Annotated in this window: 28 protein-coding genes and 1 tRNA gene; 11 read left to right on the plus strand and 18 right to left on the minus strand. The window is 71.2% G+C overall.

What is annotated here, in order from left to right:
• The first annotated feature begins 3 nt into the window (after nt 1–3).
• Nucleotides 4–915 carry a DMT family transporter gene (locus OO60_RS41530; protein ID WP_240490856.1) on the plus strand — a complete coding sequence of 304 codons (912 nt, stop codon included), beginning with the start codon at nt 4–6 and terminating at the stop codon, nt 913–915.
• On the opposite strand, the gene OO60_RS41535 is transcribed toward OO60_RS41530, so the two are convergent.
• Nucleotides 858–2,975, minus strand: a complete 2,118-nt coding sequence (locus OO60_RS41535; RefSeq protein ID WP_240490855.1) for a putative bifunctional diguanylate cyclase/phosphodiesterase — start codon at nt 2,973–2,975, stop codon at nt 858–860. The two genes, OO60_RS41530 and OO60_RS41535, sit on opposite strands and share 58 nt — an antisense overlap.
• A gap of 21 nt (nt 2,976–2,996) precedes the next feature.
• A complete protein-coding gene (locus OO60_RS41540; RefSeq protein ID WP_033263454.1) occupies nt 2,997–3,815 on the minus strand; it encodes an SAM-dependent methyltransferase in 819 nt (272 codons plus the stop codon).
• Between the two features lie 179 nt (nt 3,816–3,994).
• Here OO60_RS41540 and OO60_RS41545 point away from each other — a divergent pair, with 179 nt between their 5' ends.
• From OO60_RS41545 to OO60_RS41555, 3 genes are all read left to right on the plus strand, one after another.
• Nucleotides 3,995–5,293 carry a cytochrome P450 gene (locus tag OO60_RS41545; RefSeq protein ID WP_004559403.1) on the plus strand — a complete coding sequence of 433 codons (1,299 nt, stop codon included), beginning with the start codon at nt 3,995–3,997 and terminating at the stop codon, nt 5,291–5,293.
• Nucleotides 5,294–5,421: 128 nt separating this feature from the next.
• A complete protein-coding gene (locus OO60_RS41550) occupies nt 5,422–6,297 on the plus strand; it encodes an alpha/beta hydrolase (protein WP_004559402.1) in 876 nt (291 codons plus the stop codon).
• A gap of 134 nt (nt 6,298–6,431) precedes the next feature.
• A complete protein-coding gene (locus tag OO60_RS41555) occupies nt 6,432–7,424 on the plus strand; it encodes a LuxR C-terminal-related transcriptional regulator (RefSeq protein ID WP_004559401.1) in 993 nt (330 codons plus the stop codon).
• 3 nt (nt 7,425–7,427) lie between these two features.
• Here the strand turns inward: OO60_RS41555 and OO60_RS41560 are convergent, their stop codons facing one another.
• Nucleotides 7,428–7,901, minus strand: coding sequence for a M15 family metallopeptidase (locus OO60_RS41560; protein WP_004559400.1), 474 nt, complete (start codon nt 7,899–7,901; stop codon nt 7,428–7,430).
• 87 nt (nt 7,902–7,988) lie between these two features.
• Here OO60_RS41560 and OO60_RS41565 point away from each other — a divergent pair, with 87 nt between their 5' ends.
• Both OO60_RS41565 and OO60_RS41570 read left to right on the plus strand, forming a co-directional pair.
• A complete protein-coding gene (locus OO60_RS41565; protein WP_004559399.1) occupies nt 7,989–8,666 on the plus strand; it encodes a response regulator transcription factor in 678 nt (225 codons plus the stop codon).
• Complete coding sequence (locus OO60_RS41570) at nt 8,659–9,732, plus strand: sensor histidine kinase (protein WP_004559398.1); 1,074 nt, start codon at nt 8,659–8,661, stop codon at nt 9,730–9,732. The genes OO60_RS41565 and OO60_RS41570 overlap by 8 nt, the downstream gene beginning before the upstream one ends.
• On the opposite strand, the gene vanX is transcribed toward OO60_RS41570, so the two are convergent.
• The 8 genes from vanX to OO60_RS41610 form a co-directional block, all read right to left on the minus strand.
• Nucleotides 9,729–10,337 (minus strand): D-Ala-D-Ala dipeptidase VanX, encoded by a 609-nt coding sequence (vanX, locus tag OO60_RS41575; protein ID WP_004559397.1) that lies wholly within the window; start codon nt 10,335–10,337, stop codon nt 9,729–9,731. The two genes, OO60_RS41570 and vanX, sit on opposite strands and share 4 nt — an antisense overlap.
• On the minus strand, nt 10,334–11,344 hold the full coding sequence (gene vanA, locus OO60_RS41580; protein WP_004559396.1) for a D-alanine--(R)-lactate ligase: 1,011 nt from the start codon (nt 11,342–11,344) through the stop codon (nt 10,334–10,336). The genes vanX and vanA overlap by 4 nt, the downstream gene beginning before the upstream one ends.
• Entirely contained in the window at nt 11,337–12,341 is a 1,005-nt protein-coding gene (locus tag OO60_RS41585; RefSeq protein WP_051767971.1) for an NAD(P)-dependent oxidoreductase, read from the minus strand. Before OO60_RS41585 ends, vanA begins: the two co-directional genes overlap by 8 nt.
• A gap of 263 nt (nt 12,342–12,604) precedes the next feature.
• A tRNA-Ala gene (locus OO60_RS41590) sits at nt 12,605–12,677 on the minus strand.
• Between the two features lie 56 nt (nt 12,678–12,733).
• Nucleotides 12,734–13,558: a divisome protein SepX/GlpR gene (gene sepX, locus OO60_RS41595; RefSeq protein ID WP_004559394.1), complete on the minus strand. Its 825-nt coding sequence runs from the start codon at nt 13,556–13,558 to the stop codon at nt 12,734–12,736.
• A gap of 163 nt (nt 13,559–13,721) precedes the next feature.
• Nucleotides 13,722–14,390: a GNAT family N-acetyltransferase gene (locus tag OO60_RS41600; protein ID WP_033263437.1), complete on the minus strand. Its 669-nt coding sequence runs from the start codon at nt 14,388–14,390 to the stop codon at nt 13,722–13,724.
• A complete protein-coding gene (gene glp / locus OO60_RS41605) occupies nt 14,390–15,667 on the minus strand; it encodes a molybdotransferase-like divisome protein Glp (protein ID WP_033263438.1) in 1,278 nt (425 codons plus the stop codon). The genes OO60_RS41600 and glp overlap by 1 nt, the downstream gene beginning before the upstream one ends.
• Nucleotides 15,664–16,569 carry a UTP--glucose-1-phosphate uridylyltransferase gene (locus tag OO60_RS41610; protein ID WP_033263439.1) on the minus strand — a complete coding sequence of 302 codons (906 nt, stop codon included), beginning with the start codon at nt 16,567–16,569 and terminating at the stop codon, nt 15,664–15,666. The genes glp and OO60_RS41610 overlap by 4 nt, the downstream gene beginning before the upstream one ends.
• Nucleotides 16,570–16,593: 24 nt before the next feature.
• Between OO60_RS41610 and OO60_RS41615 the strand changes: the two genes are divergently transcribed.
• The 4 genes from OO60_RS41615 to mscL all read left to right on the plus strand — a co-directional run bounded on the left by OO60_RS41615 (nt 16,594) and on the right by mscL (nt 18,796).
• Nucleotides 16,594–17,184, plus strand: a complete 591-nt coding sequence (locus tag OO60_RS41615; protein ID WP_003083786.1) for a 5-formyltetrahydrofolate cyclo-ligase — start codon at nt 16,594–16,596, stop codon at nt 17,182–17,184.
• A gap of 86 nt (nt 17,185–17,270) precedes the next feature.
• A complete protein-coding gene (locus OO60_RS41620; protein ID WP_003083789.1) occupies nt 17,271–17,570 on the plus strand; it encodes an FmdB family zinc ribbon protein in 300 nt (99 codons plus the stop codon).
• Between the two features lie 131 nt (nt 17,571–17,701).
• Nucleotides 17,702–18,325 carry an SAF domain-containing protein gene (locus OO60_RS41625; RefSeq protein WP_003083791.1) on the plus strand — a complete coding sequence of 208 codons (624 nt, stop codon included), beginning with the start codon at nt 17,702–17,704 and terminating at the stop codon, nt 18,323–18,325.
• A 57-nt stretch (nt 18,326–18,382) separates the two neighbouring features.
• Nucleotides 18,383–18,796 (plus strand): large-conductance mechanosensitive channel protein MscL, encoded by a 414-nt coding sequence (gene mscL / locus OO60_RS41630; RefSeq protein ID WP_003083793.1) that lies wholly within the window; start codon nt 18,383–18,385, stop codon nt 18,794–18,796.
• A 6-nt stretch (nt 18,797–18,802) separates the two neighbouring features.
• Here the strand turns inward: mscL and OO60_RS47300 are convergent, their stop codons facing one another.
• From OO60_RS47300 to OO60_RS41640, 3 genes are all read right to left on the minus strand, one after another.
• A complete protein-coding gene (locus OO60_RS47300) occupies nt 18,803–18,976 on the minus strand; it encodes a hypothetical protein (RefSeq protein WP_003083794.1) in 174 nt (57 codons plus the stop codon).
• Between the two features lie 59 nt (nt 18,977–19,035).
• The gene (locus OO60_RS47605; RefSeq protein WP_205624171.1) at nt 19,036–19,188 is read right to left on the minus strand and encodes a hypothetical protein; all 153 of its coding nucleotides are present in this window, start codon (nt 19,186–19,188) and stop codon (nt 19,036–19,038) included.
• A gap of 116 nt (nt 19,189–19,304) precedes the next feature.
• On the minus strand, nt 19,305–19,805 hold the full coding sequence (locus tag OO60_RS41640) for a MogA/MoaB family molybdenum cofactor biosynthesis protein (RefSeq protein WP_013230045.1): 501 nt from the start codon (nt 19,803–19,805) through the stop codon (nt 19,305–19,307).
• A 123-nt stretch (nt 19,806–19,928) separates the two neighbouring features.
• On the opposite strand from OO60_RS41640, the gene OO60_RS41645 reads away from it, so the two are divergent.
• A complete protein-coding gene (locus OO60_RS41645) occupies nt 19,929–20,990 on the plus strand; it encodes an NAD-dependent epimerase/dehydratase family protein (protein WP_033263458.1) in 1,062 nt (353 codons plus the stop codon).
• A 360-nt stretch (nt 20,991–21,350) separates the two neighbouring features.
• Here the strand turns inward: OO60_RS41645 and OO60_RS48060 are convergent, their stop codons facing one another.
• Genes OO60_RS48060 through OO60_RS41660 form a run of 4 tightly spaced genes read right to left on the minus strand, consistent with a single transcriptional unit; the run spans nt 21,351 to nt 24,966 of the window.
• A complete protein-coding gene (locus OO60_RS48060) occupies nt 21,351–21,782 on the minus strand; it encodes a transposase (RefSeq protein WP_003083804.1) in 432 nt (143 codons plus the stop codon).
• 31 nt (nt 21,783–21,813) lie between these two features.
• Nucleotides 21,814–22,863: a sensor histidine kinase gene (locus OO60_RS41650; RefSeq protein WP_003083807.1), complete on the minus strand. Its 1,050-nt coding sequence runs from the start codon at nt 22,861–22,863 to the stop codon at nt 21,814–21,816.
• Nucleotides 22,860–23,561 carry a response regulator transcription factor gene (locus OO60_RS41655; protein WP_003083810.1) on the minus strand — a complete coding sequence of 234 codons (702 nt, stop codon included), beginning with the start codon at nt 23,559–23,561 and terminating at the stop codon, nt 22,860–22,862. The genes OO60_RS41650 and OO60_RS41655 overlap by 4 nt, the downstream gene beginning before the upstream one ends.
• A gap of 10 nt (nt 23,562–23,571) precedes the next feature.
• Complete coding sequence (locus OO60_RS41660) at nt 23,572–24,966, minus strand: hypothetical protein (protein ID WP_033263440.1); 1,395 nt, start codon at nt 24,964–24,966, stop codon at nt 23,572–23,574.
• Between the last annotated feature and the right edge of the window lie 129 nt (nt 24,967–25,095).

Here is a 25,095-nt window from a genome sequence, read left to right on the forward strand (position 1 = left end):
TCCGTGAGCGGAAACGTCGTGCGGATCGCGGTACTGGCCCTGCTGTGGGGCTCCGGCTTCCTCTGGATCAAGCTGGCCCTGACCGGCCTGAGCCCCGTCCACCTGACGCTCGTCCGCTGCGCCCTCGGTGCGCTCACCCTCCTCGCCTTGGCCTTCGCCGCCCGGCAACGCCTTCCGCGCGACCGCGGCACCTGGGCCCGGCTCGTCGTCGCCGCCTTCTTCTGCAACGCCCTGCCCTTCGCGCTCTTCGGCATCGGGGAACGCACGGTCGACTCCGGGGTGGCCGGCGTCATGAACGCCACGACCCCGTTGTGGTCGCTGCTGATCGGCGTCACGCTCGGCACCGAACGGCGGCTCACCCCCGTGCGGCTGCTCGGGCTCATCCTCGGCTTCGCCGGCATCGTCGTGATCTTCGCGCCGTGGCGGCAGTCCGGTCTGCTGAGCGCGGGGGCGCTGGCCCTGCTCGGCGCCGGACTCAGCTACGCCATCGCTTTCGCCTACATGGCAAGGAAACTGCCACCGGACGGCGCGCCGCTCGCGCTCTCGGCCGCGCAGCTGATGACCGCCACCGCGCTGACCGCCCTCGCGCTGCCGGTCGCGTCCGCGGCGCCGCACCTGACGCTCACCGCCGTCGTCGCCGTCACGATCCTCGGCGTCTTCGGGACCGGGATCACCTTCCACCTCAACTACCGGCTCATCGCGGACGAAGGCCCGACCGCCGCGGCGACCGTCGGCTACCTGCTGCCCGTGGTGTCGGTCGGGCTCGGCGCGCTCTTCCTCGGCGAACCGCTGACGCCCCGGGTCGTCGGCGGGATGGTGGTCGTGCTCGTCGCCGTCGGCCTGACCCGGTGGCGGCCTCAGGTGCCGGCGAACTGCCCGGCGAGCTCGGCCGGCGGCCTGGCGACGCCGAAGTAGTCGCCCGTCGCCAGCTCCGCGCCGGCCGTGCGCCACCAGTCGGCCTGGTCCTGGGTGTGGATCCCGTCGACGACGAGCGTCGCGCCGACCTGCCGGACCAGCGGGACCAGCGCACCGAGGAACGTCGAGTCCGACCACGCCTGCCACTCGGCGAGCCGCCGGTCGACGCGCACGATGTCCACCGGCAGGTCCTCGACCGCCCGCAGGTCGTCCGGCCCGAGCCCGAACTCGTCGAGCATGACGTGCACGCCGAGGTCGGCCAGCGCGGTGACGTTCTCGATCACCCCGGACACCGGCAGCGCGCCGACCGGGACGCCGACCAGCAGCTGGTCCGGCGGCAGCCCGGTGTCGGCCAGCAGCCGCGTCACGCGCGTGCCGAGCGCGTCGTCCGAAACCTGGTGCCCGGTGAGGCCGGCGACCATCGGCAGGCCGAAGCCCGCGCGCTGCCGCCACCACTCGCCCTGCCGCCCGGCCGCGCGCAGCAGCCAGTCCCCGAGCGGCAGGATCAGCCCGGTCGACTCGGCGAGCTCGACGCAGCATTCGTGCGACAGCGCCGTGTCGCCCGGCCGGTCCCAGTGCAGGCGCGCTTCGACGCCGGCCACCCCGCCGTCGGCCAGCCGCGCCACCGGCCGGTACCGCACGCCGATCTCGCCGTGCTCCCAGGCGCCGGCCATGCCGACGGCCCGCGCCTGCGTCTGCCGGTCGAAGGCATCGGCGTCGGCGTCGAACATCTTCCACTGGCCACGCCGCCGGGCCTTCGCGCGCCGCAGCGTCTGGTCCGCCTGGCGCAGCAGCTCGACCGGATCGATGCCCTTCGCCGGCCGGTGCACCACGCCGGCACTGGCCGACAGCGCCAGCCCGTGCCCGTCGACGAAGAACGGCTCGGCGAGCTCGTCGTTGATCGCGCGCACGATGGTGTCGATGCCGGGCGTGGTGGCGGTGTTCTCGACCAGGATGCCGAACTCGTCGCTGTGGAACCGCGCGATCATCGCGTTCTCCCGGGCCATCACGGCCTTCAGCCGCTGCGCGAAGTGCACCAGCAGCTGCTCGCCGACGCGGCGGCCGAGGCTGTTGCAGACCATGCCGAACGCGTCGAGGTCGACGTGGAACAGCGTGACGCCGTACGCCGGGTCCGCGCGCCGCAACGCCGTCTCCAGGTGCGTGCCGAAGTACTGCCGGTTCGGCAGCCCGGTGAGGACGTCGTGCAGCGCCTGCCGGCTGAGTTCGCCCTGCAGCAGCATCAGCTCCGTGCCGTCCTCGATCACGACGACGAAGTGGGCCGGCCGGTTCTCGGCGTCGTGCAGCAGCGACGCGGTGAGCGAGATGCGCACGACGTCGCCGTCCCGGCGCAGCAGCCGTTGCGTCTGCCGGATCCGCTCCTTGCCGCCGTCCAGCAGCGCCAGCATCGCGTCACGCAGGACGTCGACGGACTCGGGGTGGACGACGTCGTACAGCACCGAGCCGGTGAGCTCGCCGGACGGGTGCCCGAGCATCTCGGCCAGCGCCGCGTTGGCGCGCACGATCCGGCCGTTCAGCGCGACGACCGCGATGCCGCTCGCCGACGAAGTCACGACCTCGTCGAAGCGGGCTTCGCTCTGCTTGAGGTTCCACTGGGCGTCCCGCACCGCCTTGAGCAGCGACAGGTGCATGATTTCCTGCTGGTCGAGGACAGCGCGCTCGTGCGCGAGCAGGAACCCGCAGGCCAGCGCGCCCAGCGTCGGCACGATCCGCTCGGGGGCCCGCTCCACCGCCCGGAGTTCGGGCAGCGCGGGCAGGCCCTTCCCGAGGACGTCGAGCGTGCACCGCAGCCCGGGTTCGCCGACGTACCCGAGCGAGACCAGCCGCGCGCCGATCCGCTCGGCCGGGACCGTGTCCGCCGAAGGGCGGCAGATCGCCTCGCACAACGTGTCGAGCAGGCAGCGCAGTTCCCGGTCGAGTTCTTCCCGGCTCATCGACACGACGGTGACGCCGCTGAGCAGGTACGCCCATTTCCGGGCGAGCAGGGACCGCCCCCGTTCCGGATCGGGGGCGGCGGATTGTTCCGGCTGGGGTTCGGTCATCGGCATTCGGTGGGCGCCCGCTCAGTTCTTGCGGCCGATTCCGGCGTAAACCAGCATGTTCATCGCGGCCGCGCGCGCGATGTCCGCCGGGCCGGAGGGCCGCCATTCCCCGCAGCCGACCAGGCCGGGTTCGACGAATTCGAAACCGGCGAACAGGGCGGAAATCTCGCCGTGCGTCCGCAGGGTCACCTGGTCGGGGCTGCGGCTCTCCTTGATCACTTCGGTCGCTTCGCCGAGGTTTTCTCCCTGGTGGTCGCCGGTGACGTGGGTCAGCGCGAGGAAACTGCCGGGTGCCAGCGCCGCGCGGTACCGGCCGACGAGTTCGAGCGGCCCGGACTCGTCGGGCACCCAATGCAGCATCAGCAGCATCAGCAGCCCGAGCGGTTCGTCGAGGTCGAGCAGCTCGCGCACCTGCGGCGAGTCGAGGATCTTCTCCGGGTCCCGCATGTCGGCCTGCACCACGGCGGCGCGGTCGTTGCCGGCGAGCATCAGTTCGCTGTGCGCGACCGCGACCGGGTCGCGGTCGACGTACACCACCCGGCACTCCGGGTCCTGCGCCTGGGCGACCTCGTGCACGTTCGCCACCGTCGGGATGCCGGAACCGATGTCGAGGAACTGGCGGATCCCGTGGGCCGTCATGTACCGCACCGCGCGCCCGAGGAACGCCCGGTTCACGCGGGCGGAGTCGCGCAGGCCGGGCATCACGCGTTCGATCTCCTCGCCGACCGCGCGATCGACGGCGAAGTTGTGCCCGCCGCCGAGCATGAAGTCGTAAGTGCGCGCGATACTCGGCACGGAGATATCGACACCCGGTGGAACCCATTCCGGTGATCGGGTCACGAAGAACACCTTCTCGTTACGTCGGATCGGAAAGAGCTTAGCGATTCCCGGCGGTCCGGCTACTGGGCCATCCGCGTGAGCGCACACCACCCGATCGGGCACTGTCCCGTTCGGCCGGACGCGCCTACCGTAAGCCGTCTCCTTGGGAAATCCACACAATGGCGCAACGAGGAGTCCGCATGAGCGTCCCGGTCGCACCGGGCCGATGGCCTTTCCTCGGGCACACTCCGGCACTGCTGCGGCAACGCTTCGCATTCACCGACGCATTGCGCGAGCACGGCGAGATCGTCGAACTCCGGCTCGGACCGGCGCCCGTCCACTTCGTCGCGAGCCCTCGGCTGGCCCACGAAGTGCTGGTCACGGAGGGCCCGAAGTTCCGCAAGGGCGCGATGTTCGACAAGTTCCGGCCGTTCGTCGGAAATGGCTTGGTGCTTTCGAACGGCGATTTCCACCTGCGGCAGCGGCGGCTGATGCAGCCGGCGTTCCACCGCGACCGCCTGGCCGCCTACGCGGACATCATGCGGCGCGCGGCGGCGGACCTGGCCGGCACCTGGCAGGGCGGTGAAGTGCGGAAGATCGACGAGGACATGCAGAGCCTGGCCGTGACGATCGTCGGCGAGGCGCTGTTTTCCACCGACCTGGGAAAGGCGGCGATCGAAGAAGCCCGCAGGTCGATTTACGTCATCATCCAGCAGGGAATGATTCGCGCATTGTCGCCGAAGTTCGTCGAAAAGCTTCCGGTGCCCGGGAACCGCCGGTTCGACGAGGCGATCGGCCGGATGCAGGGAATCGTGCTCGAGGTGATCCGCGACTGGCGGCGCGACGGCACCGACCACGGCGACCTGCTTTCGACGTTGCTGCTGGCCGGCATGACCGACGAGCAGGCGCGCGACGAGGTGCTCACCCTGCTCACCGCCGGCATCGAGACGACCGCGCTCGCCCTGGCCTGGACGTTCCACGAGCTCGGCAAGCATCCGGACGTCGAAGCGCGGGTGCACGCCGAGGTCGACGAGGTGCTGGGCGGCCGCCCGGTCACCGTCGACGACCTCACCCGGCTCACCTACGTCCGGCAGGTGGTCGACGAGGTGCTGCGGCTGTACCCGCTCTGGATGCTGATGCGCCGGACCCTCACCGAGGTCGACCTCGGCGGCGTGCGGCTGCCGGAGGGCGCCGAGGTGATCGTCAGCCCGCACGCGCTCCACCACGACCCCGCGTCGTTCCCCGACCCGGACCGGTTCGATCCCGGCCGCTGGGCACCGGAGCGGGCGGCCGCGGTGCCGAAGGGCGCGTTCGTCCCGTTCGGGGCGGGCACCCGGCAGTGCATCGGGAACCGCTTCGCCCAGAACGAAATCGTCATCACGGTGGCCACGGTGGCCGCGCGGTGGCGGCTGGTCCCCGTCCCGGGCCGGCCGGTGCGCGTGAAGTTCACCTCCGCCGCCTACCCCGACCGCCTGCCGATGACGGCAGTCCCCCGCTAGCTGGAGGTCCTTCCCCCGTGTCCCGTCTCCGTCTTTGTGCTGCCGTTTTCCTCTTGCTGGCAGCGTTTTCGAGTCCCACGCCGGCCGTCGCCGCCACGACGTGCGAGGACCTGTCCTTCCCCGTCACGGTGGCCCTGCTCCCGCAGGCGATGCACGGCCGCCTGTGCGCACCGCCCCAGGCCACGACCGTGGTGGTGCTGATCCCGGGCGGCACGTACAACGCGTCGTACTGGGACATCGGCTACACGCCGGAGATCCGGTCGTTCCGGCTGGCCGCGAACTCCGCGGGCATCGCGACGCTCGCCCTGGACCGCCTCGGCACGGGCAGCAGCTCGAAGCCGTTGAGCACGCTGCTGAACGCGTCCGCCCAGGCGGTCGCGGCGCACCAGGTGATCCAGTCGATCCACGCCCGGTTCGCGAAGGTGGTCGTCGGCGGCCACTCGATCGGCTCGGCGATGGCGATGATCGAAGCGGGCCGCTACCACGACGTCGACGGCGTCCTGGTCACCGGCATGACGCACCGGATGAACCTGATCACGGTGATCCCGGTGCTGGCCAACATGGTCCCGGCCCCGCTGGACCCGGCGCTGGCCCCCCGTGGCCTCGACGCGGGTTACCTGACCACGGACCAGGGAACGCGCTACAACGCCTTCCACACCCCCGGCCCCTACGACGCGGGCGCGATCGCCTACGACGAGTCCACAAAGGACGTCTTCGCGGCCACGGAAGCCGTCGACAGCCTGACCCTGACCACGGTGGTCACCCCGGCGTCCCAGCAGATCACGGCCCCGGTGCTGCTGGTGGTCGGCAACGACCCGCACTTCTGCGGAACGCTGGGCAGCGACTGCTCGTCCCCGGAGGCGCTGCGCGCGTCGGAAGCCCCGTTCTTCGGCGGGCCGCTGCAGACGTACATCCTCGACGGCTACGGCCACGCGATCAACTACGCCCCCAACGCGCCGGCGTACTTCGCGGTGGTGACCAACTGGCTGAAGACGCTTTCCTGACGCACTAATGGGTCTCCATGGCTGCTCCTCCCCGTCCTCTCGCCCGTCAACAGTGACAGCGGGAGGGCGGGCCGGGCCATCGCTCGCGGAGCGAGCCGGCCGGCCCGGCCCGTGCGCCGGAGGATGATGAGGGGATGCCGCCAGCCGAATCGGGACCACCCGCCCGGCTCCGGGTCGACGCCGAAACGACGCTGATCCTCCGGGAGGCGTTCCACAAGATCGACGCGAACTACCGCACCGACCACTACGGCCTCTACGACTACGCCCGTGCGGTGATGAGCAAGATCGTGCCGCTGGACCACTTCTACGTCGGCTTCTTCCACGGCGCCAACCGGGTCCGCTACCCGTACGGCTACGACAGCGGCCTGTTCACCGACCCGGAGTCGCACATCTACGGGCCGCACGGCCAGGCCGCCTGGCTGCTGAAGCACCGCCAGACCTACCGGATGATGTACGACAGCGGCGCCGCCCTGCACGCCGGCGTCCCCGCCGGGGACACGAGCCGGGCGTCCGCCGACGCGGTCACCACCCCGCTGTTCCGCCGCGGCCACGACGGGGTGCCGGTCGTGTTCGGCATGATGTCGATGCAGAGCTACCGGCCGGACACGTTCGACGACAACTCCGTGCGCGCGTTCGAATGGCTGGCCGACCTGGTCGCCCGCGTGCTGACCAAGGAGGCGGAGGACCTCGACGCGCTGCGCCGGCTGCCGGCCGGCGTCGTCGACCCGCCGCAGCTGGTGACCGCCGACCACGTCGTCGAGTTCCTCTCCTCGCGCGTCGCGGACGTGCGGCAGCGAGCGCAGGACGCGTTGCCGTCACCCGATCCGGCACACCTGCGCGAGGCCCTGCAGCGGATCGTGACCGACTGCCAGCAACTCCAGTCCGACCTGATGGAGCTGACCCTCAACATCGACAACGGCCCGGAGGAGCGCTTCCGCTCCCTCACCGCCGCCGAGCAGGGCGTCGCGGTGCTCCTCGCCAGCGACCTGCCCAACGACCGGATCGCGCGCGAGCTCGGCGTCAGCCTGCACACGGTGAAGAGCCACGTCCGCGGCATCCTGGCCAAGTACCGGATGAGCGGGCGGGCCGCGGTGGCCGAGGACGTCCGCAAGCACCTGGCCCGGTGACGGTCACCGCATCCGCGGATCCTGCGAAGGGTCGGCGTACATCGGCGGACACCCGTGCTCGACGGCTTCCGGACGCAGCTCGTAGTGCCAGGGCTCGTTGCGGTAGATCTGGCACAGGCCGTACCGGGCGCCGTGCTCGGAAAGCCACGCCCGCGCCTCGGCCGGCCCGACGTCGACGGCCTTCCCCTGCACGTGCGCGGACCGGTCGGCGGTCGTCACCCAGCGGGCGGCTTCCTCCTCCGAGCCGTACTTGGCGACGGCGTCGCGGCGCAGGCGTTCCTGGTACGCGCGGGATCGCCAGCCACCGTTGACGACGAACCGGACGCCGTCGGCCGCGGCGTCCGTCGCGGCCCGGCGGAGGGCGCCGAGCAGGGCGGGATCGAGGTTGGCCACGGCCGGGCAGTCGTCGTCGAAGACCGGTGCGCCGTCCGGCAGAGCGCCGTGTTCCGGGCCAAGGACGGTCGAAAACGTGCTCATACCGGCAGTCAAGGCCGCGCGGTGTTGCCCGCTCGTACGCGCTTTCCGATATGCCGGCGATAGGGACCGGCTCGTAGCATCGGCAGCGTGCGTGTGCTGATCGTCGAGGACGAGCCCTACCTGGCCGACGCCATCCGCGACGGGCTCCGGCTGGAAGCGATCGCGGCGGACGTCGCCGGCGACGGCCACACCGCGCTGGAGCTGCTGAGCGTCAACAGCTACGACATCGCCGTCCTCGACCGGGACATCCCGGGCCCGTCCGGCGACGAGGTCGCCGCCCGCATCGTCGCCTCGGGCAGCGGCACGCCGATCCTGATGCTCACCGCGGCCGACCGGCTCGACGACAAGGCGTCCGGCTTCGAGCTCGGCGCCGACGACTACCTCACCAAGCCGTTCGAACTGCGGGAACTCGTGCTCCGGCTGCGTGCCCTCGACCGCAGGCGCGCGTACAGCAGGCCGCCGGTGCGCGAGCTCGCGGGCCTGCGCCTGGACCCGTTCCGCCGCGAGGTCTACCGCGACGGCCGGTACGTGGCGCTGACCAGGAAGCAGTTCGCCGTGCTCGAGGTGCTCGTCGCCGCGGAAGGCGGTGTGATCAGCGCCGAAGAGCTGCTGGAACGGGCGTGGGACGAGAACGCGGACCCGTTCACCAACGCGGTCCGCATCACGGTCTCGGTCCTGCGCAAGCGCCTCGGCGAACCCGGGATCATCGCCACCGTGCCCGGCGTCGGCTACCGCATCGACACCGGCGGCGAGCGTCGTGGCTAGGGCGCCCGGGCTGAGCGTCCGGCTCAAGCTCACCCTGAGCTACGCCGGGTTCGTCATGCTCGCGGGCATCCTGCTGATGGGGGCCGTGCTGGCCTTCTACCTGTACTTCCTGCCCAACGGCTGGATCCGCACCGAGGGCAACTTCTGGATCAACCGCTCGGTCCTGGTCCGCGCGTTCGTCCCGTTCATGGCCGCCGTGATCGTCTTCCTGCTGGTGTTCGGCCTGCTCGGCGGGTGGGTCCTGGCCGGCCGGATGCTCGCCCCGCTGACCCGGATCACCGACGCCACCCGCCTCGCCGCGACCGGTTCGCTCGCCCACCGCGTCCGGCTGCCGGGCCGCACGGACGAGTTCCGCGAGCTCGCCGACGCCTTCGACACGATGCTCGCCCGCCTCGAAGCGCACGTCGCCGAGCAGCGGCGGTTCGCGGCCAACGCGTCCCACGAGCTGCGCACCCCGCTGGCGATCACGCAGAGCCTCCTCGACGTCGCCCGCAACGACCCGAACCGCCCGGCGGACGAGCTCGACGAGCGCCTCCACGTCGTCAACACAAGGGCGATCCGGCTCACCGAAGCGCTGCTGCTGCTCAGCCGGGCCGACCAGCGATCGTTCCACCGCGACCGCGTCGACCTGTCCCTGACCGTGGAGGAAGCGGCCGAAACGCTGCTGCCGCTCGCGGAGAAGCACGGCGTCACCATCTCGACGTCCGGCGACGTCGCGCCGGCCATCGGCTCTGACGCGCTCCTGCTGCAGCTGACCACGAACCTGCTGCACAACGCCATCGTCCACAACGTCCCCGAGGGGACGGTGCAGCTCGCGACGACCGTCCGCGGCGGTTCGGTCGTGCTCACGGTCGAGAACACCGGCGAGCAGCTGCCGCCGCAGCTGGTGTCGACGCTGACGGAGCCGTTCCAGCGCGGCACCGAACGCATCCGCGCGGACCACGCGGGGGTCGGCCTCGGCCTGGCGATCGTCCAGAGCATCACGCAGGCGCACGACGGGACCCTCACCCTGACGCCCCGCCCGTCCGGCGGGCTCCGGGTGACCGTCCGGCTGCCGGCCGCCTAGGCAACGGGGAAGTCGAAGTAGGTGTCCGGGTAGGGCTCGTTCGTGAGGCTGTAGTGCCACCACTCGCGTTCGTAGGAGCCGAACCCGCAGTCCTCCATGATGGACCGCAGGTACCGCCGGTTCCCGGCTTCGAGCGCGGAGACACCGCGTGCGCCGTGGTGCGAGATCGGGTCCATCAGGTCGTGGCCGCCGCCCATCGAGGCGAGCTCACCGGTGCCGAGGTGGTAGAGGGTGAGGTCGACGGTGCTGCCCCGGCTGTGCCCGGACCGGGTGGCGACGTACCCCTTGGCGAACATCCCGGCGCGGTCGAGGTTCGGGTAGTGCCACAGCTTCGTGCGGCCGTCTTCGGGCTGGTCCACCCACCGCAGGAAGCACTCGACGGCGCGTTGCGGCCGGTAGCCGTCCCAGAGGAGCAGGCCGAAGCCGAGGGAAGCGGCCTTCTCCTGCGCCTGCGCGAGGGCGGCGCACAGGGTGGTCGTGCCGGCGATCCGGTTGACGAGGTACCCGTCGACCGGCTTCCCGGTGAAGTTGTCCCAGGTGGCGTACTTGGCGTCCCACCGGATCCCGGGAACGAGCTCGTCGACGAAGGCGAAGTCGTCGTTCATCGGCCCACGGCCAGCGAGATGACCCGATCGACGACATCCCCGAGCCCCACCCCGGCGGCGGCCATCATCCGCGGGTACCGGCTGTAGGACGTCAGCCCGGGCAGGGTGTTGACCTCGTTGAGCGCAACGGTCCCGTCGTCCTTGAGGAACATGTCGACCCGGGCGAGCCCCCGGCACCCGAGGGCCCGGTAGATGGCCTTGGCGGTCTTCTGCACCCGCGCGCGGGTCTCGGCCGGGATGTCGGCGGGCACGATGGGTGTCGAGTTCTCGGAGCCGCTTTCGGGCGAATCTTCCTGGTGGATCCGGAAGAACCCGTGTGACAGGGCAATCCGGTCGACTTCCCCGACGAAGAGGTCCTCCCCCTGCCCCAGAACGGCACACCCGACCTCGCTCCCGGCAACGGCCGCTTCGACGAGCACCTTGTCGTCGTACTGTGCGGCGGTCTGGACGGCGTTCGCGAATTCCGCTTCCCGCGCGACTTTGCTGACCCCGAAGGACGAACCCGACCGGGCGGGCTTCACGAACACGGGGTAGGTGAACTGCGCCGGATCGACGTCCTCGCCGACAACCCAGAAGTCCGGCGTCTGGATTCCCGCGCTCCCGGCCACGACGTAGGCGAGGGACTTGTCCATGCACAGAGCGGAACTCTGCACATCACAGCCGGCGTACGGAATGCCGGAAAGCTCCAGGAGTCCTTGAACGGCACCATCTTCCCCGAGCTTGCCGTGCAGAACGGGCAGCACGACGTCCAGCCCGAAGCTCTCGTACTTGCCATCGTCCAGAACGAGCAGACTCCGACCGGGCCCCAGAACAACCGACCGCCCACTTTCCCAGCCGGCATCGGGCCCACCACAGAGTTTCCAGGCCCCATCCTGAGTGATCCCGATCCAGAAGGGTTCGTACTTCCCGAAGTCGAGGTGCCGCGCAACCTCCTGCGCGGACTTGACGGAAACGGGATGTTCCTCGGACCGGCCCCCGAAGAGGATCCCGACCTTGAGCTTATCCATGCAGAGCCCCACTTTCGAAGTCAAGGCAGTTGAGAATCGAGTTTTCGACGGCATCCCGCAGCGCACGATCGGTGTAATAAGCGACGTGCGGCGTGACAACCACATTGGGAAGCTCCTGCAACCGAAGCAACCGGCTCCCCACATCCTTGCCCCGGCAGTCGGAGTAGAAGACGCCCTCTTCACCCTCGAGAACGTCCAAGGCGGCCCCACCCAGCCGCCCGCTTTCCAGAGCGGAGACAAGAGCATCGGTGTCGATCAGCGCCCCGCGCCCGGTGTTGACAACGAAGGCACCCGGCTTCATCAGCCTGAGCCTTCTCCGATCCAGAAGGTGATGCGTCTCGCCCGTCAGCGGCGTGTGAAGGGTGACAATGTCACTGACCCGCAACAGATCATCAAGGGAGAGATACTCAACAGCGGCACGGGGAGAGCTGTCAAAGGCAACAACGCGCCCCCCGAAGGCCCTCAACCGCTCCACGACAGCGGACCCGATCCGCCCGGTCCCGACAACGCCGACGGTGAGATCCCGCAGTTCTTTCCCGCGAGCCCCAAGCCGGAAGTCCCCGGCCGCAGCCCGCGCCAGAACGGACTTGAGATCCCGCACAGCCAGGAGCATCAACATCAGGGTGTAGTCGGCAACACTGCCGGGAGAGTAGGCAACATTCCCGACGGCAATCCCAAGGCCGGCCGCGTACTCCAGATCAATGTGGTCGTACCCAACGCTCCGAGTGGAGAGATAGCGAACCCCGACGCGCGCAAGAGCCCGAAGCACAGGCGCCTCAACAGGAGTCTTGTGCCCAACACTGACACACCGATGCCCGGCAGCATCTCCCACATTGCCGTCACAAAGGGCACCCTCGACAAGGGTGACGCGAACCCCAAGCCGAGAGGCCACCTCCCGAACCAAGACGGCCTCATCGCCCTCACACCCGAAGACAGCAACACCGGCCGAAGCAGCCACACGACGGCCAAGGGTTCGCACGGGTTCGCTCTGGATCATGGAGCCATCGAACCGGGAACGACGTTGTCGACCCGTATCGAATTCCCGATACACCAACGACAAGTTACTCACCAGTAACCCAACCTCGGCAAAAAGGCCGCCCACTCCACAGTGGACGGCCAACCGAGAGATCCCCCAAAAACGCAACCACGGCGGGGGTCCAGGGGGCGGAGCCCCCTGGCGGGGGCCTGGGGGTTCGACCCCCAGAAGACACGCGGAACACAAAAGGCCCGAGCCCTCCGCGGGCACGGGCCTCCGATGTGTGGAGCTGAGGGGAATCGAACCCCTGACCTTCTCGATGCGAACGAGACGCGCTACCAACTGCGCTACAGCCCCTTGTTCGTGCTCGTAGAGCTTAGCAGTGCCCTACGAGCACCTCGCGCAGGGGGGGGTCACTCGCCGACCGCGCGCCGGTACGGGCCGGTCCCGGGCTCGTCGAGCTCCTCGAACGCCGGGTCCTCGTCGTCCAGGTCGACGACGACCGCGCTGCGGCGGACGCGGGATGTCGGGGACGGCCGGCGCTCGACCACCTCGCGGCGGACCGGCTCGACGACGTCGACCTCGTCCTCCGGCGCGTGGTCCTCCTCCGCCACCGCGGGTGCGGGCGTGGACGAGCGCCGAGGCGCGCGGGTGCTGTTGAAGCGGGCGAGGCGGCGCTGCCGGATCTCCTCCTCGATGCGCACCTGGCGGCGCAGGTACACGAGGTAGCCGACGAGGACGACGTCGACCACGCCGTGGCCCCACCAGGCCAGCGGGATGGCGAAACCGGCGACGAGACCGGTGGCGACCGCGATCACCAGCAGGATGACCACGATGCGCTGCCGGAAGCCGTACTTCGCGCGGGCCGCGATCTCGGCGGCTTCCGGGTCGAAGCCGCCCCGGCCGGGCCGGTAGCCGGGCCGGTCGCGCTCGGCTCGTGTGCCGCGCTTCGGCTGCGGGAGCGGATCCGGGTCGGGTTCCGGCTCGTCGTGGTCGTCGTCGAGTTCGAGCTCGGCCTCCAGCTCGGCCAGGTCGTCCTCGACCGAAGGCCGGGACTTCCCGAGGTCGTCGGACATGGCGAATTCCTCCCGGTCCTCGTTGCGTCCACTGCGCACGACCCTGGCCGCGAGCGCCGAGTCGGCCGTCCTCGCGACCTGCTGCCGCCGTCGCGCGACCATGGGCACGAGTACGACGAGCCATGCCGCGGCGAGCGCGACGATGATCACGGAGCTGGGCATCTCCCGTCACCTCCCCCGATCCTTCCACCAGAAATCACGTTAGTCACAGGAGTAACAGATCGGGCGCAGACTCGCCGGGTTCGATCACGGAAAAGCCTCACCGGATTAGGTGAAACTCACTGCATGTGGTAACGCAGCTACTGACCCGGGTGGGTAATCACGGTCAGGCGTAGTCGGCGCGGCCCGCGGCCACCAGCCGCGACACCAGCCCGGCCCCGGTCTCCTCGCGCGTGACGGCGAAGCAGTAGTGGTCCCGCCACCCGCCCGCGACGTCGAGGTAGCGCTCGAACAGGCCCTCCTGCCGGTAGCCCGCTTTGGTGAGAACCCGCAGGCTGGCGGCGTTTTCCGGGCGCACGGTGGCCTCCAGCCGGTGCAGCCCGCCCGCGCCGAAGGCGTGGTCGGTGACGAGCGCGACGGCGGCCGTCGCCACCCCGCCGCGGACCACCTCGGACGACACCCAGTAGCCGATCCAGGCCGAGCGCAGCGACGCCCGGATGACATTACCCACAGTGATCTGCCCCGCGAGACGACCGTCCAGGGTGATCGTGAACGGGAGGCACTGACCACGCCGAGCGAGCGAACGCAGCGCCGCCCACTGCGACGGCCACGACCAGAAGGCGTTGCGTTCGGGCCACGGCCCGACGCCGGTGGGCTCCCACATTTCGAGGTGCGCGCGGTCCCGGAGCCGGATCCGGCTCCACTCGCCGGCGTCGCGCAGCCGGACCGGCCGGACCGCGACCTCGCCCGCGGGCACCCGCAGCGGGCCGAGCCGAGCCGGCCAGCCCGGGTGCCGGCTCTCGACCGGGTAGGACACGCCCGACACGGAGGTCATCAGGCCCGTTGGGCCAGGAAGGTGACCTGGACCTGGTCGCCCGCGGCCACCTCGGTCAGTTCTTCCGGCACGTTGATCAGGCAGTTCGCCTCGGCCAGCGACGCGAGCAGGTGCGCCCCGGACTGGCCGAGGGGCTGGACCAGGTACTCGCCGTTGGCCTCGTCGCGCAGCAGCTGGCCGCGCAGGAACCCGCGCCGGCCCTCGGTCGAGGTGATCGGCGACAGCAGCCGCGCGCCGACGATCCGCCGGTGCGGGTTGCGGGTGCCACGCGCCGCCCGGATCAGCGGCCGCACCAGCACCTCGAACACCACCAGCGCGCTCATCGGGTTGCCCGGGATGAGGAACGTCGGCACCGAGTCGGGGCCCAGCCTGCCGAACCCCTGCACCGAGCCGGGGTGCATCGCCACCCGCGTCATGTCGATCCGGCCGAGGTCGGACAGCGCGGCGTGCACCTCGTCGCCGGTGGCGCCCCCGGCGCCGCCCGCGACCACGACGATCTCCGACATCAGCAGCCGGCCCTCGACGACCTCGCGCAGCCGCTTCGGCTCGCTCGCCACGATGCCGACCCGGCTGACCTCGGCGCCCGCGTCCCGGGCGGCCGCGGCCAGCGCGTAGGAGTTGACGTCGTAGACCTGCCCGACCGACGGCGTCCGGTCGATGTCGACCAGCTCGTCGCCGACCGACACGATCGACACCCGCGGCCGCGGGTAGACGAGGACCTTCGCCCGGCCGACCGCGGCCAGCAGGCCGACCTGGGCCGAACCGATCGTGTCGCCGCGGCGCACCGCGACGTCGCCGATCTGGACGTCCTCACCCGCCCGCCGCACGTACCCGGCCGACGGCACCGAGCGGTGCACGGTGACCTTGGCCTGGTGCCCGTCGGTGTAGGCAAGCGGGACGACGGCGTCGGCGAGCGTCGGCAACGGCGCGCCGGTGTCGACGCGCACGGCCTGGCCGGGCTGGAGCCGCCGCGGCTGGCGCGAGCCCGCCGCGATCTCCCCGACGACCGGCAGCTGCACCGGCTCCTGCCCGGCGTTGCGGACGTCGACGCTGCGGACGGCGTACCCGTCGATCGCGGCCTGGTCGAACCCGGGCAGCGCGTGCTCGGCGACCACCTCCTCGGCGCAGAGCAGGCCCTGGGCCTCGGAGATCGCCACCCGCACCGGCTGCGGCCGGACGGCCGCGTCCAGTGTCATCGCGATCTGCGCGTCGACCGAGCGGAACTCGGCCTCCTCCTCGGCCACCTCGGGCCGCGCCGCGTCGAGGGATTCCGTCATGGGCGCTCTGTCCCGATCCGTTCCGTCAGCCACGCCCGTAAAGATGGACCGTACTGGGGCGTTTCAAGCGCGAAATCGACCGCGGCGCGCAGGAAACCACCCGGATTCCCCAGGTCGTGGCGGCCACCGCGGTGGACGACGACGTGCACCGGGTGCCCTTCGGAGATCAGCAGCGCGACCGCGTCGGTCAGCTGCAGCTCGCCGCCGCTGCCCGGGGTGATCCGCTTGAGCGCGTCGAAGATCGCCCGGTCGAGCAGGTACCGGCCGGCCGCGGCGTAGGTCGACGGCGCGTCCTCCGGCTTCGGCTTCTCGACCATGCCGTGCACGCGCTTGACGTCGTCGTCGTCGGTGTCGCTGACGTCGAAGACGCCGTACGGCGAGATCTCCGCCTTCGGGATGTCGAACGCGCAGAGCACGCTGCCGCCGAACTCGGCGCGGACCGCGCTCATCTTCTCGAGCACGCCGGTGGGGAGCACGAGGTCGTCCGGGAGCAGCACGGCGACGGCCTCGTCGTCCGGCCGCAGGTTCGGTTCGGCCTGCGCGACGGCGTGGCCGAGGCCGAGCGCCTGCTCCTGGATCGCGGTTTCGACGGCGAGGAGACCGGAGCCACGGCGGACCTTTTCGAGCAGTTCGGTCTTGCCCTTGGCCTCGAGGTTCTGCTCCAGCTCGGGCTGCTTTTCGAAGTACCGGACGACGGCGTCCTTGCCCGGCGAGGTCACGATGACCAGGCGTTCCGCGCCCGCGGCGGCGGCCTCGGCGGCGACCAGCTCGATGCCCGGGGTGTCCACCACCGGCAGGAGCTCCTTGGGCACTGCCTTCGTCGCCGGGAGGAACCGTGTCCCGAGGCCGGCGGCAGGCACGATGGCGGTTCTGAACGTCTGGGAGGTTGCGGCGCCCGTCATGGGCGCAAAGCCTAACGTGAGGTCATGCACGCGCTGGGCAATGAGCACCTGAGCAAGGCGGAGTGGCGTGACCGGCTACTGCGCGCGCGGACGGACCAGGCAGCCGAATCCCACGCCCGGGAGGCGTCGGCACTGGTCGAAGCGGTGTCGAAGGTCACAGCGAAGACCGTGTGCGCCTACCTCCCGTTCGGCACGGAACCGGGCACGACGGCGTTCGTGGACGCGCTCGCGGCCGGCGGCGCGCGCGTGCTGCTGCCCGTCATCCTGTCGCGGACGGATCCGCTTGAATGGGCCGAGTACACGGGCGAGGCCGACCTGGTGCCCAGCCGGTTCCGCGGCATCCGGGAGCCGGGCGGGAAACGCCTGGGTAGGGACGCCGTTGGCGCGGCGGAGCTGGTGCTGGTGCCCGCACTGGCCGTGGACCACCGCGGCGTCCGGCTCGGGCGCGGCGCCGGTCATTACGACCGCTCGCTGGTGTTCGCCGCGGCCGGCGCCGCGCTGGTGGCGGTCGTCCGGGACGCCGAGCTGGTCGACCGGCTGCCCGGGGAGGCCCACGACGTGCGCATGACCGGGGCCTTGACGCCCGGTCGAGGCCTGGTCGAGCTGCCGGTGTGAGCAACCAGGAATTGCTTTCGGGGAAGGTTTTCCCGCACAATCGTGTTGGCACTCAGGTCGGATGAGTGCCAGCAAAGGAGCCGTCAGTGCCTACGTACCAGTACGCCTGCAAAGAATGCGACCACCGGTTCGAAGCCGTGCAGTCGTTCTCGGACCCCAGCCTGACCGTGTGCCCGCAGTGCTCCGGAGCGCTGCGCAAGGTCTTCAGCTCGGTCGGCGTCGTCTTCAAGGGGAGCGGGTTCTACCGCACCGACTCGCGCGACTCGAGCAAGTCGAGCACCGCCGCGGCCCCGGCGAAGACCGAGACCAAGACGGAGTCGAAGCCGGACACGAGCTCGGCATCCTCCTCTTCGGGTACGACGAAGACGGCCGCTGCCGCGTCCTGAGTCCCCGAGTTATCCACAACACCCCGGTTATCCACAGATGCCGGACGAGGCCCTTCCGGCGGCCCGTCCGGCTTCCCTAACGTCGATCTTGTGCGGCAGAGCGCCGCACCCGATCCGACCGAGGGGGCACCGTGGACGTCCTGGCGAAGTTCCGCATACCCGATCTGACCCGGCTGCACGGCAGGCGGACGCGGCTGATCCGCCGCTGGCTCGCCGCCTGCCTGCTGCTGACCGGTGCGCTACTGGTCGTCCACCCCGACACCGGCTCCGCCCGAGGCGCCCCGACCGTCCTCGCGGCCCACGACCTCCCTTCCGGCGCGACGCTGCGCGCTGCCGACGTCCGGCTGGCCGACCTTCCCGATCAAGCACGTCCAGTGGGCGTTCTGAGCTCCCTCGACGCGGTCGACGGGCGCCTGCTGGCGGGCGCCGTCCGGGCCGGCGAACCCCTGACCGACGTCCGGCTGGCGGCCGCCCCCACCTTGGGTGACCCCGGAACGGCCACTGTGCCGGTCCGGCTGGCCGACGCGGCCGTCGCCGAGTTGCTGGGTCCCGGCCGGCGCGTCGACGTCGTGGCCGCACCGGAACCGGGAGCGCCGCCGTCCGTGCTGGCCGGCGGGGCGACGGTGGTGACGGTCGGGCACCAGGAGCAATCCACCGCAAAGGGGGCGCTGGTGCTGCTCCGGCTGCCGGAGGCGATCGCGACGAGGGTGGCGGCGATTTCACTGGAGCGACCGGTAACGGTTACTCTCCGCTAGCCCGCGCCCGCCGAGACGGGCAGCGGCGTCCCCTTCCCGGTTCGTGAGGAGAGCAAGGTGCTCAAAGGTTTCAAGGACTTCCTGATGCGCGGCAACGTCGTCGACCTCGCCGTGGCGGTGGTCATCGGCTCGGCGTTCACGGCGATCGTCACGGCGTTCACCAACGGCCTGATCAAGCCGCTGATCAGCACGATCGGCGGCACGGACGCCGCGAAGGGCCTCGGCTACCAGATCTTCGACAACAACCAGGCGACGTTCCTGGACTTCGGCGGCGTGATCAACGCGGCGATCAACTTCGTGCTGGTCGCGGCGGTGGTCTACTTCGTGATCGTGCTGCCGGTGAAGAAGGTCCAGGAGCGCCGCAAGCGCGGCCAGGAGCCGGGCCCGTCGGAGCCGACGGACGTGGAGCTGCTGATCGAGATCCGCGACCTGCTGCGCGCCCAGAACCAGCGCGACAACGGCCGCGACTGAAGCCGGTCAGCGGTCGTGGTGCGGTGGCCGGTTCTCCCGGTACCAGTCATCCGGGAGACCGGTGCGCCGCTCGGGATCGCGTTCATCGGAGGTCGTCTCGGGCAGGACGTCCCCGAAGATCTCATCCACCCGGCGGCGCCGTTGTTCGCGGGTCTGGGGTTCGCGCTGTTCGCCGGACATACCCCCAGTGTCCCACGACGTGGTGTTTGACAACTCCAGAGTGAACTCCGGCCGTCCGCTCACCCCGCACCCAGGCGGCGGGCTCGCACCTCGTCCCGCCACCCGCGGATCTGGTCCTCGTCGTGCAGGAACTCCCCGCCCGGCCAGTCCGGTAAGTCGATGCCGGCGAGCAGTCCGAGGGCCCACAGCTGGTCGGCGTCGAGTTCGACCACACCCGCGAAGTCATCCCTGAGCCACCGCATAGCCCAGCGATCAGCGTCGTCGCGCGTGGTCCGCCCGGAAAGCACGTCGTCGAACCAAGCCTCGATCTCGCCGAGGCCGGGCCCTCTCACACCTCTTCGAGACCCGAAAGCTCGTCGATCACGTGCGGCACGAGCGAGGTCAGCGTGGCCATCCCGTCGCGCACCGCGGAGCGCGAACCGGCGAGGTTGACCACGAGCGTGCTGCCGGACACCCCGGCCAGCCCGCGGGAGATCCCAGCGTCCACGGCCCCGGCCGCCAGCCCGGAGGCGCGGATGGCCTCGCTGATGCCCGGAATGGGGCGGTCGAGCACGCCGGCGGTGGCGTCGGGCGTGCGGTCACGCGGCAGCACGCCGGTGCCGCCGACGGTGATCACCAGGTCGGCGCCGCCGATCACGGCGGTGTTGAGCGCGTTGCGGATACCCGCGGTCTCGGCCTCGACGACCACGACACCGTCGACGATGAAGCCCGCTTCTTCGAGCAGCTCCGTGACCAGCGGGCCAGTGGTGTCCTCGTGCTCGCCGTGCGCCACGCGATCGTCCACGATGACCACGAGGGCCCGGCCCAGCCGTTGTGCACTCCGTTCCATGGCGCCCACCGTAGCCGGTTTCGGCGACCGGGCGCCGGGAGGTGCCGGGTGAGTTCTGACGATTCCGTGACGTGCCGCGCCGGCCGTGAGCGGAGCCGGGCGAGCGCCCCTAGCGTGGCCGGTGTGCGCGTACTGGTCACCGGCGGAGCCGGGTTCATCGGGTCACACATCGCCGATCTACTGGCCGACGGGGGTGACGAGGTCGTGGTGCTGGACAACCTCCTCCCCACGGCCCACGGATCCCGCACCCCGCCGCCGTACACCGGCAGGCACCGGTTCCTGCGCGGCGACGTCACGGACGCGGAGATCGTCGCAGAGCTGCTGGCCGGCGTCGACGCGGTCTGCCACCAGGCAGCGGTGGTCGGGCACGGAGTCGACCCGTCGGACGCACCGTCGTACGCCCTGCACAACGACTACGGAACGGCGGTGCTCCTGGCCGGGATGCACGCAGCCGGCGTGCGCAAGCTGGTGCTGGCCTCCTCGATGGTCGTCTACGGCGAAGGCCGGTACGCCTGTCCGGAAGACGGCGTGGTGGCGCCTTCGCCGCGCCGTCAGTCCGATGTGGACGCGGGCCGCTTCGAGCCGCGGTGCCCGTCCTGCGAGGCGGAGCTGAGCTGGCAGCTGGTGCCCGAGGACGCCCCGCTGAACCCCCGCAGCACGTACGCGGCAACGAAGCTGGCCCAGGAACACCTGGCCGGCGCCTGGGCGCGACAGACGGGCGGCAGCGTGTGGGCCATGCGCTACCACAACGTCTACGGCCCGCGGATGCCCCAGAACACGCCGTACGCCGGGGTGGCGTCCCTCTTCCGCTCGGCGCTGGCGCGAGGCGAGGCGCCGAGGGTCCTGGAAGACGGCGGCCAGCAGCGCGACTTCATCCACGTCCACGACGTCGCGCGGGCGAACGTCCTGGCCCTGCACACCGAGGGCGCGGCAGGCGACATCATCCCGCTGAACATCTGCTCCGGCACCCCGCACACGGTCGGCGACCTGGCCGAGGAGCTGTCCCGGGCGTGCCAGGGCCCGGCACCGCAGGTCGTCGGCGGCGCCCGCCCGGCCGACGTCCGCCACGTGGTGGCCGACCCCACCCGGGCCCGCACCCTGCTCGGCTTCACCGCGGAAGTCGGGTTCGCCGAGGGCATCGCCGACTTCGCCACGGCCGAGCTCCGGGAACCGGTGACGCCCTGACCGCCCCGCCCGTTCCCCACAGGAGCAACGAGCCGTCTGGGCCCTGTTTCAGTGGCGTAGCCACTCGTTGATCGCGGCGATGTGCACGATTGCTTCGTAGCGAACTCCGGGTCGAACGCGGGTGGCCGACCACCAGCCCACCCCACGATTGCGGCGATGCCGGACCTGATCCGAACGTGCACGCGATCTCGCGCCGCCGCAGATAGGCTCGATTGGCGCGAGAACTGTAAGCCTTGCCCGCCAGGACCCGATCCGGCCTGCTCCGGGCCCGCCCACCACCAACCCGGGCGACCCGGACCCTGGCCAGCACAGCCTCAACCTGCGGCGAATCACCCCGCTGCCCGGCGGTCACCAACAACGTCAGTGGTTTCTGGCCTTGCTCGGTAGCCAGGTGCAGCTTGGTCGTCCATCCACCCCGCGACCGGCCCAGCGCGTGATCGGCCGGTTCGGGCTCGCCCACACCGCCCGGCGGTTCCTCCTGCCGATCGCTGTCGCGCGGGCTCCTGCGGCGTGCTGGTGCGCCCGGTTGATCGTGAAATCCACGCACCCGGCCAGGCTCACCGCCCACACCCCGGCGCGCTGCCAGCGCCGGAACAGCCCATAGACGGTTTGCCAGCAGCCGCAGGCGGGTGGGACGTCACGCCAGGACGAGCCGACGCGGACCCGCCAGCGGATACCGTACAGAAACTGGCGCTTTGTCCATGCCGGTGGGCGGCCGGGTTTCTTGCCGACAGGCAGCAGCAGTTCCAGGATCGCCCACTGCGCGTCGGTCAGATCGGCTCGCCCCGTCACCACTAGGCCGGTCAGCACATCAAAACAGGCGCTAGGGCATCGCGAGCGGCAACCGCACCTCGAACCGGCACCCCGGCCCGTGGTTCTGCACCCCGATCCGCCCGCGGTGCGCCTCGACCAGCCCCTTGGCGATGGCCAACCCGAGCCCGCCACCGCTGGTCGTCCCCCCGCGCTCCGGCGTCCGCGCCTGCGTCCCCCGGAAGGCGACGTCGAACACCCGGGTGATCTCGTCGTCCGGGATGCCGCCGCAGGAGTCGTCGACGGCGAGCAGGGCCTCGTCGCCGTCGACGCCGATCTCCACGGCGACCGTCCCGTCCGGCGGGGTGTGCCGGATCGCGTTGGACACCAGGTTCCGCACGATCCGGGCCAGTTCCGGGTCGCTGCCGGTCACCACCGGCCAGGTCGACGCGCTGGCCAGCACGCGTACCCGCTTCCGCTGGGCGACCGGGGCCTGGGCGGCGACCGCATCGCTCACCACGTCCCGCAGCGGCACCGCCGACATCGTGAGTTCGAGGGCGCCCGCGGTGATCCGCGAGAGCTCGAACAGGTCGCCGACCATCGCGGACAGCCGCTTGGTCTCGCCGCTGATCCGCTGGGCGTAGTCCGCGACCTCGTCGCGTTCGGACACCACGCCGTCGGCCAGCGCCTCCGCCATCGCCTGGATGCCCGCCAGGGGGCTGCGCAGGTCGTGGCTGATCCAGGCGACCAGCTCGCGCCGTGACGCCTCGGCGGCGCGTTCCCGCTCGCGCGCCTCCCGTTCCCACACGCTGCGGCGGGCGATGGCCCGGCCGAGGATGATGGCCGCGGGCACGGTGACCAGCGCGACGAGCAGGCAGACCAGCAGCATCGTGGTCAGCGCCGGGGTGAACATGAACCCGCTGATGCCCAGGACGCCGACCAGCGTGGCGAGCACCGGGATCAGCACCAGCACGGTCAGCGTGGTGGCCAGGGAACCGCGGCGCAGGACGTACAGCGCCACGCCACCCAGCGCCGCGACCGGTAGCGAGAACAGCAGCGCGAACGGCAGGATGTGCCAGAGATGCGACAGCATCTCCGCGAAGGATTCGCCAGGGCCGATCACGGCTGCCCCCGGTCGTAGCGGTAGCCGACGCCCCAGACGGTCGCCACCCGGGTCGGCTTGGCCGGGTTGCGCTCGATCTTCTCGCGGAGCCGTCGCACGTGGACGGTCACTGTGGACTGGTCGCCGAAGTCCCAGCTCCACACCTTCTCGAGCAGGTCCGCGCGCGAGTAGGCGACGCCGGGGTGGGCGAGGAAGAACGCCAGCAGGTCGAACTCCCGCGTGGTGAGCGGCAGTTCGCGGCCGCCGAGGGTCGCGGTCCGGGCCTTCATCTGCAGGCGCAGGTCGCCGTCCACGAGTTCCGCGGCGGCGGGCTCCGGGCGGGGCATCCGGGCGCGGCGCAGCACCGACGCCACGCGCAGGGCGAGTTCCTTGGGGCTGAACGGTTTCGTCACGTAGTCGTCGGCGCCGAGCTGGAGCCCGGCGATGCGGTTCTCCTCCTCGCCGAGTGCGGTCAGCATGACGATCGGCACCTGGCTCACCTGGCGCAGCCGACGGCACACCTCGAGGCCGTTGATGCCCGGCATCATGACGTCGAGGACGACCAGGGCGGGCTCGTGGGCGGCGAACTTGGCCAGGCCCTCGCCACCGTCGCCGGCCATGTCGACGGTGAAGCCGGCCACCTCGAGGTAGCGGCGGACGACGTCGCGGACCGTCTCGTCGTCGTCGACCACGAGCACCCGCCCGGCCTGATCGTCCATCACGTCTCCCTCACCAGCCCGTCAGCAGCAGGTGGTTGACGGCCAGGGCCGTCGCCGCCTGCGCGGCCAGCCACCACCGGCGCCCGGGCCGCGGCAGCAGGGCCGTCATCGGCAGCAACCACGCCCCGAACGGTAACCAGATCCGTTCGGTTTCGGCCTTCGACAGGCCCGAGACGTCGGCGAAGAGGATGGCGGCCAGCGCGGCGAGGCCGAGCAGGAGCACCGGGTCGGTGAGCAGGGCCCGGCGCGGGGACCCCAGCCCTCGCCGGACGGCGGCCACCACCGCGGGGCCGAGGGCGACGGTCACCGCCGCGAGGTCGGCCCACACCCAGTACGAGTAGGGCCGGACCAGCGCGACACCCTGGTAGTAGCGCTCGACGACCAGGTGGTAGCCGTCGAGCCACCAGAAGCCGGCCCAGGCGAAGACGCCGACGACGGCCAGCGCCGCGGCGATCGCGAGGGCCGCCGCCCGCCACTGCCGGCCGAGGACGGCGACGGCCAAGGCGAGCACGCCGAGCAGCACCAGGCCGTAGGACAGGAAAATGCCGAAGCCGAGCAGGAGGCCGGCGGCCAGCCCGGCCGGAACGGCGTACCGGCCGCCGTCGGCGAACCCCTTCGCGGACAGCGCGAGCAAGGCCAGTCCGGTGGCCGTCACCCCGGCGAACAGGCCGTCCGCGGACACGCCGATCCACACCGCGCCGGGGGTGAGGACGGCGAACGGCAGCACCTCGCGGGCCGTCTCGGGCCGGCCGAGCAGGGCGACGGTGGCCGGCACCGCCACCGCCACCAGGCTGCCGACGAGCACGACGGCTGTGGCCGCCCACGCGCCGCCGTGCAGGCCGAACCGGTCCAGCCAGACGAAGACGAGCGTCGCGCCCGGCGGGTGCCCGGACACGTGCGTCGTCCACGAGTTCGGCTGGAAGTCGAGGATGCGGGAGGAGAACTCGCGCAGCATCCGCGGGATGTCGGTGATCCCGGGCACCTCGTGGAGGTACTCCTGCGGGATGGTGAGGTGGCCGGCGAAGCCGCGGGCCCAGCCGTCGACCATGGCCAGCGAGAAGATCCAGGCGAGGGAGGCGAGGTAGCCGGCGGCGAGCGCGCCGCGCCACGGCAGGCGGGCGGCCAGCGCCGGGCCGTGAAGTACCACCGCGACCGCGACGAGCACGGCGAACACCGAACCCGGCCCGACGTGCGGCAGCCAGTCGGCGAACAACGGCGGCGCGGACACGAAGATGACCACGCCGGAGTTCGGCCGGTTGTAGTACCAGCCGACGGCGGTGGCCGCGGCGACGAGCACCGCGGCGGCCGCCACGGCGAGGAGGTCGGCGCGGCGGCCGGAGACCGGGGCTGCTGGTTCGCGGGCAGGCGGCTCGGCGAGCCGGGCTGCCGGGTTCGGCTCGCTCATCGCCGACCACCCTAGGTCCGCCGAGCCCGGTCGGCGCCGCGGGAACGGCAGCCGTAACGACGCGGTAAGAACTCGCCGGACGTCATGATTCGGTAAGCCCCGCAAGGGTTCTGCGGCAATGTGAGCGGC

Origin of the sequence: Amycolatopsis vancoresmycina (assembly GCF_000716785.1) — a bacterium.
GTDB classification, from domain to species: Bacteria; Actinomycetota; Actinomycetes; order Mycobacteriales; family Pseudonocardiaceae; genus Amycolatopsis; species Amycolatopsis vancoresmycina.

Excerpts from the sequence above, each read along its gene's own strand:
- OO60_RS41535 (WP_240490855.1), bottom strand. The coding sequence starts at position 2,975 with ATGACCGAACCCCAGCCGGAACAATCCGCCGCCCCCGATCCGGAACGG.
- OO60_RS41545 (WP_004559403.1), top strand. The coding sequence starts at position 3,995 with ATGAGCGTCCCGGTCGCACCGGGCCGATGGCCTTTCCTCGGGCACACT.
- OO60_RS41555 (WP_004559401.1), top strand. The coding sequence starts at position 6,432 with ATGCCGCCAGCCGAATCGGGACCACCCGCCCGGCTCCGGGTCGACGCC.
- OO60_RS41560 (WP_004559400.1), bottom strand. The coding sequence starts at position 7,901 with ATGAGCACGTTTTCGACCGTCCTTGGCCCGGAACACGGCGCTCTGCCG.
- vanX (WP_004559397.1), bottom strand. The coding sequence starts at position 10,337 with ATGAACGACGACTTCGCCTTCGTCGACGAGCTCGTTCCCGGGATCCGG.
- vanA (WP_004559396.1), bottom strand. The coding sequence starts at position 11,344 with ATGGATAAGCTCAAGGTCGGGATCCTCTTCGGGGGCCGGTCCGAGGAA.
- OO60_RS41585 (WP_051767971.1), bottom strand. The coding sequence starts at position 12,341 with ATGATCCAGAGCGAACCCGTGCGAACCCTTGGCCGTCGTGTGGCTGCT.
- sepX (WP_004559394.1), bottom strand. The coding sequence starts at position 13,558 with ATGCCCAGCTCCGTGATCATCGTCGCGCTCGCCGCGGCATGGCTCGTC.
- OO60_RS41600 (WP_033263437.1), bottom strand. The coding sequence starts at position 14,390 with ATGACCTCCGTGTCGGGCGTGTCCTACCCGGTCGAGAGCCGGCACCCG.
- glp (WP_033263438.1), bottom strand. The coding sequence starts at position 15,667 with ATGACGGAATCCCTCGACGCGGCGCGGCCCGAGGTGGCCGAGGAGGAG.
- OO60_RS41610 (WP_033263439.1), bottom strand. The coding sequence starts at position 16,569 with ATGACGGGCGCCGCAACCTCCCAGACGTTCAGAACCGCCATCGTGCCT.
- OO60_RS41615 (WP_003083786.1), top strand. The coding sequence starts at position 16,594 with ATGCACGCGCTGGGCAATGAGCACCTGAGCAAGGCGGAGTGGCGTGAC.
- OO60_RS47300 (WP_003083794.1), bottom strand. The coding sequence starts at position 18,976 with ATGTCCGGCGAACAGCGCGAACCCCAGACCCGCGAACAACGGCGCCGC.
- OO60_RS41640 (WP_013230045.1), bottom strand. The coding sequence starts at position 19,805 with ATGGAACGGAGTGCACAACGGCTGGGCCGGGCCCTCGTGGTCATCGTG.
- OO60_RS41655 (WP_003083810.1), bottom strand. The coding sequence starts at position 23,561 with ATGGACGATCAGGCCGGGCGGGTGCTCGTGGTCGACGACGACGAGACG.
- OO60_RS41660 (WP_033263440.1), bottom strand. The coding sequence starts at position 24,966 with ATGAGCGAGCCGAACCCGGCAGCCCGGCTCGCCGAGCCGCCTGCCCGC.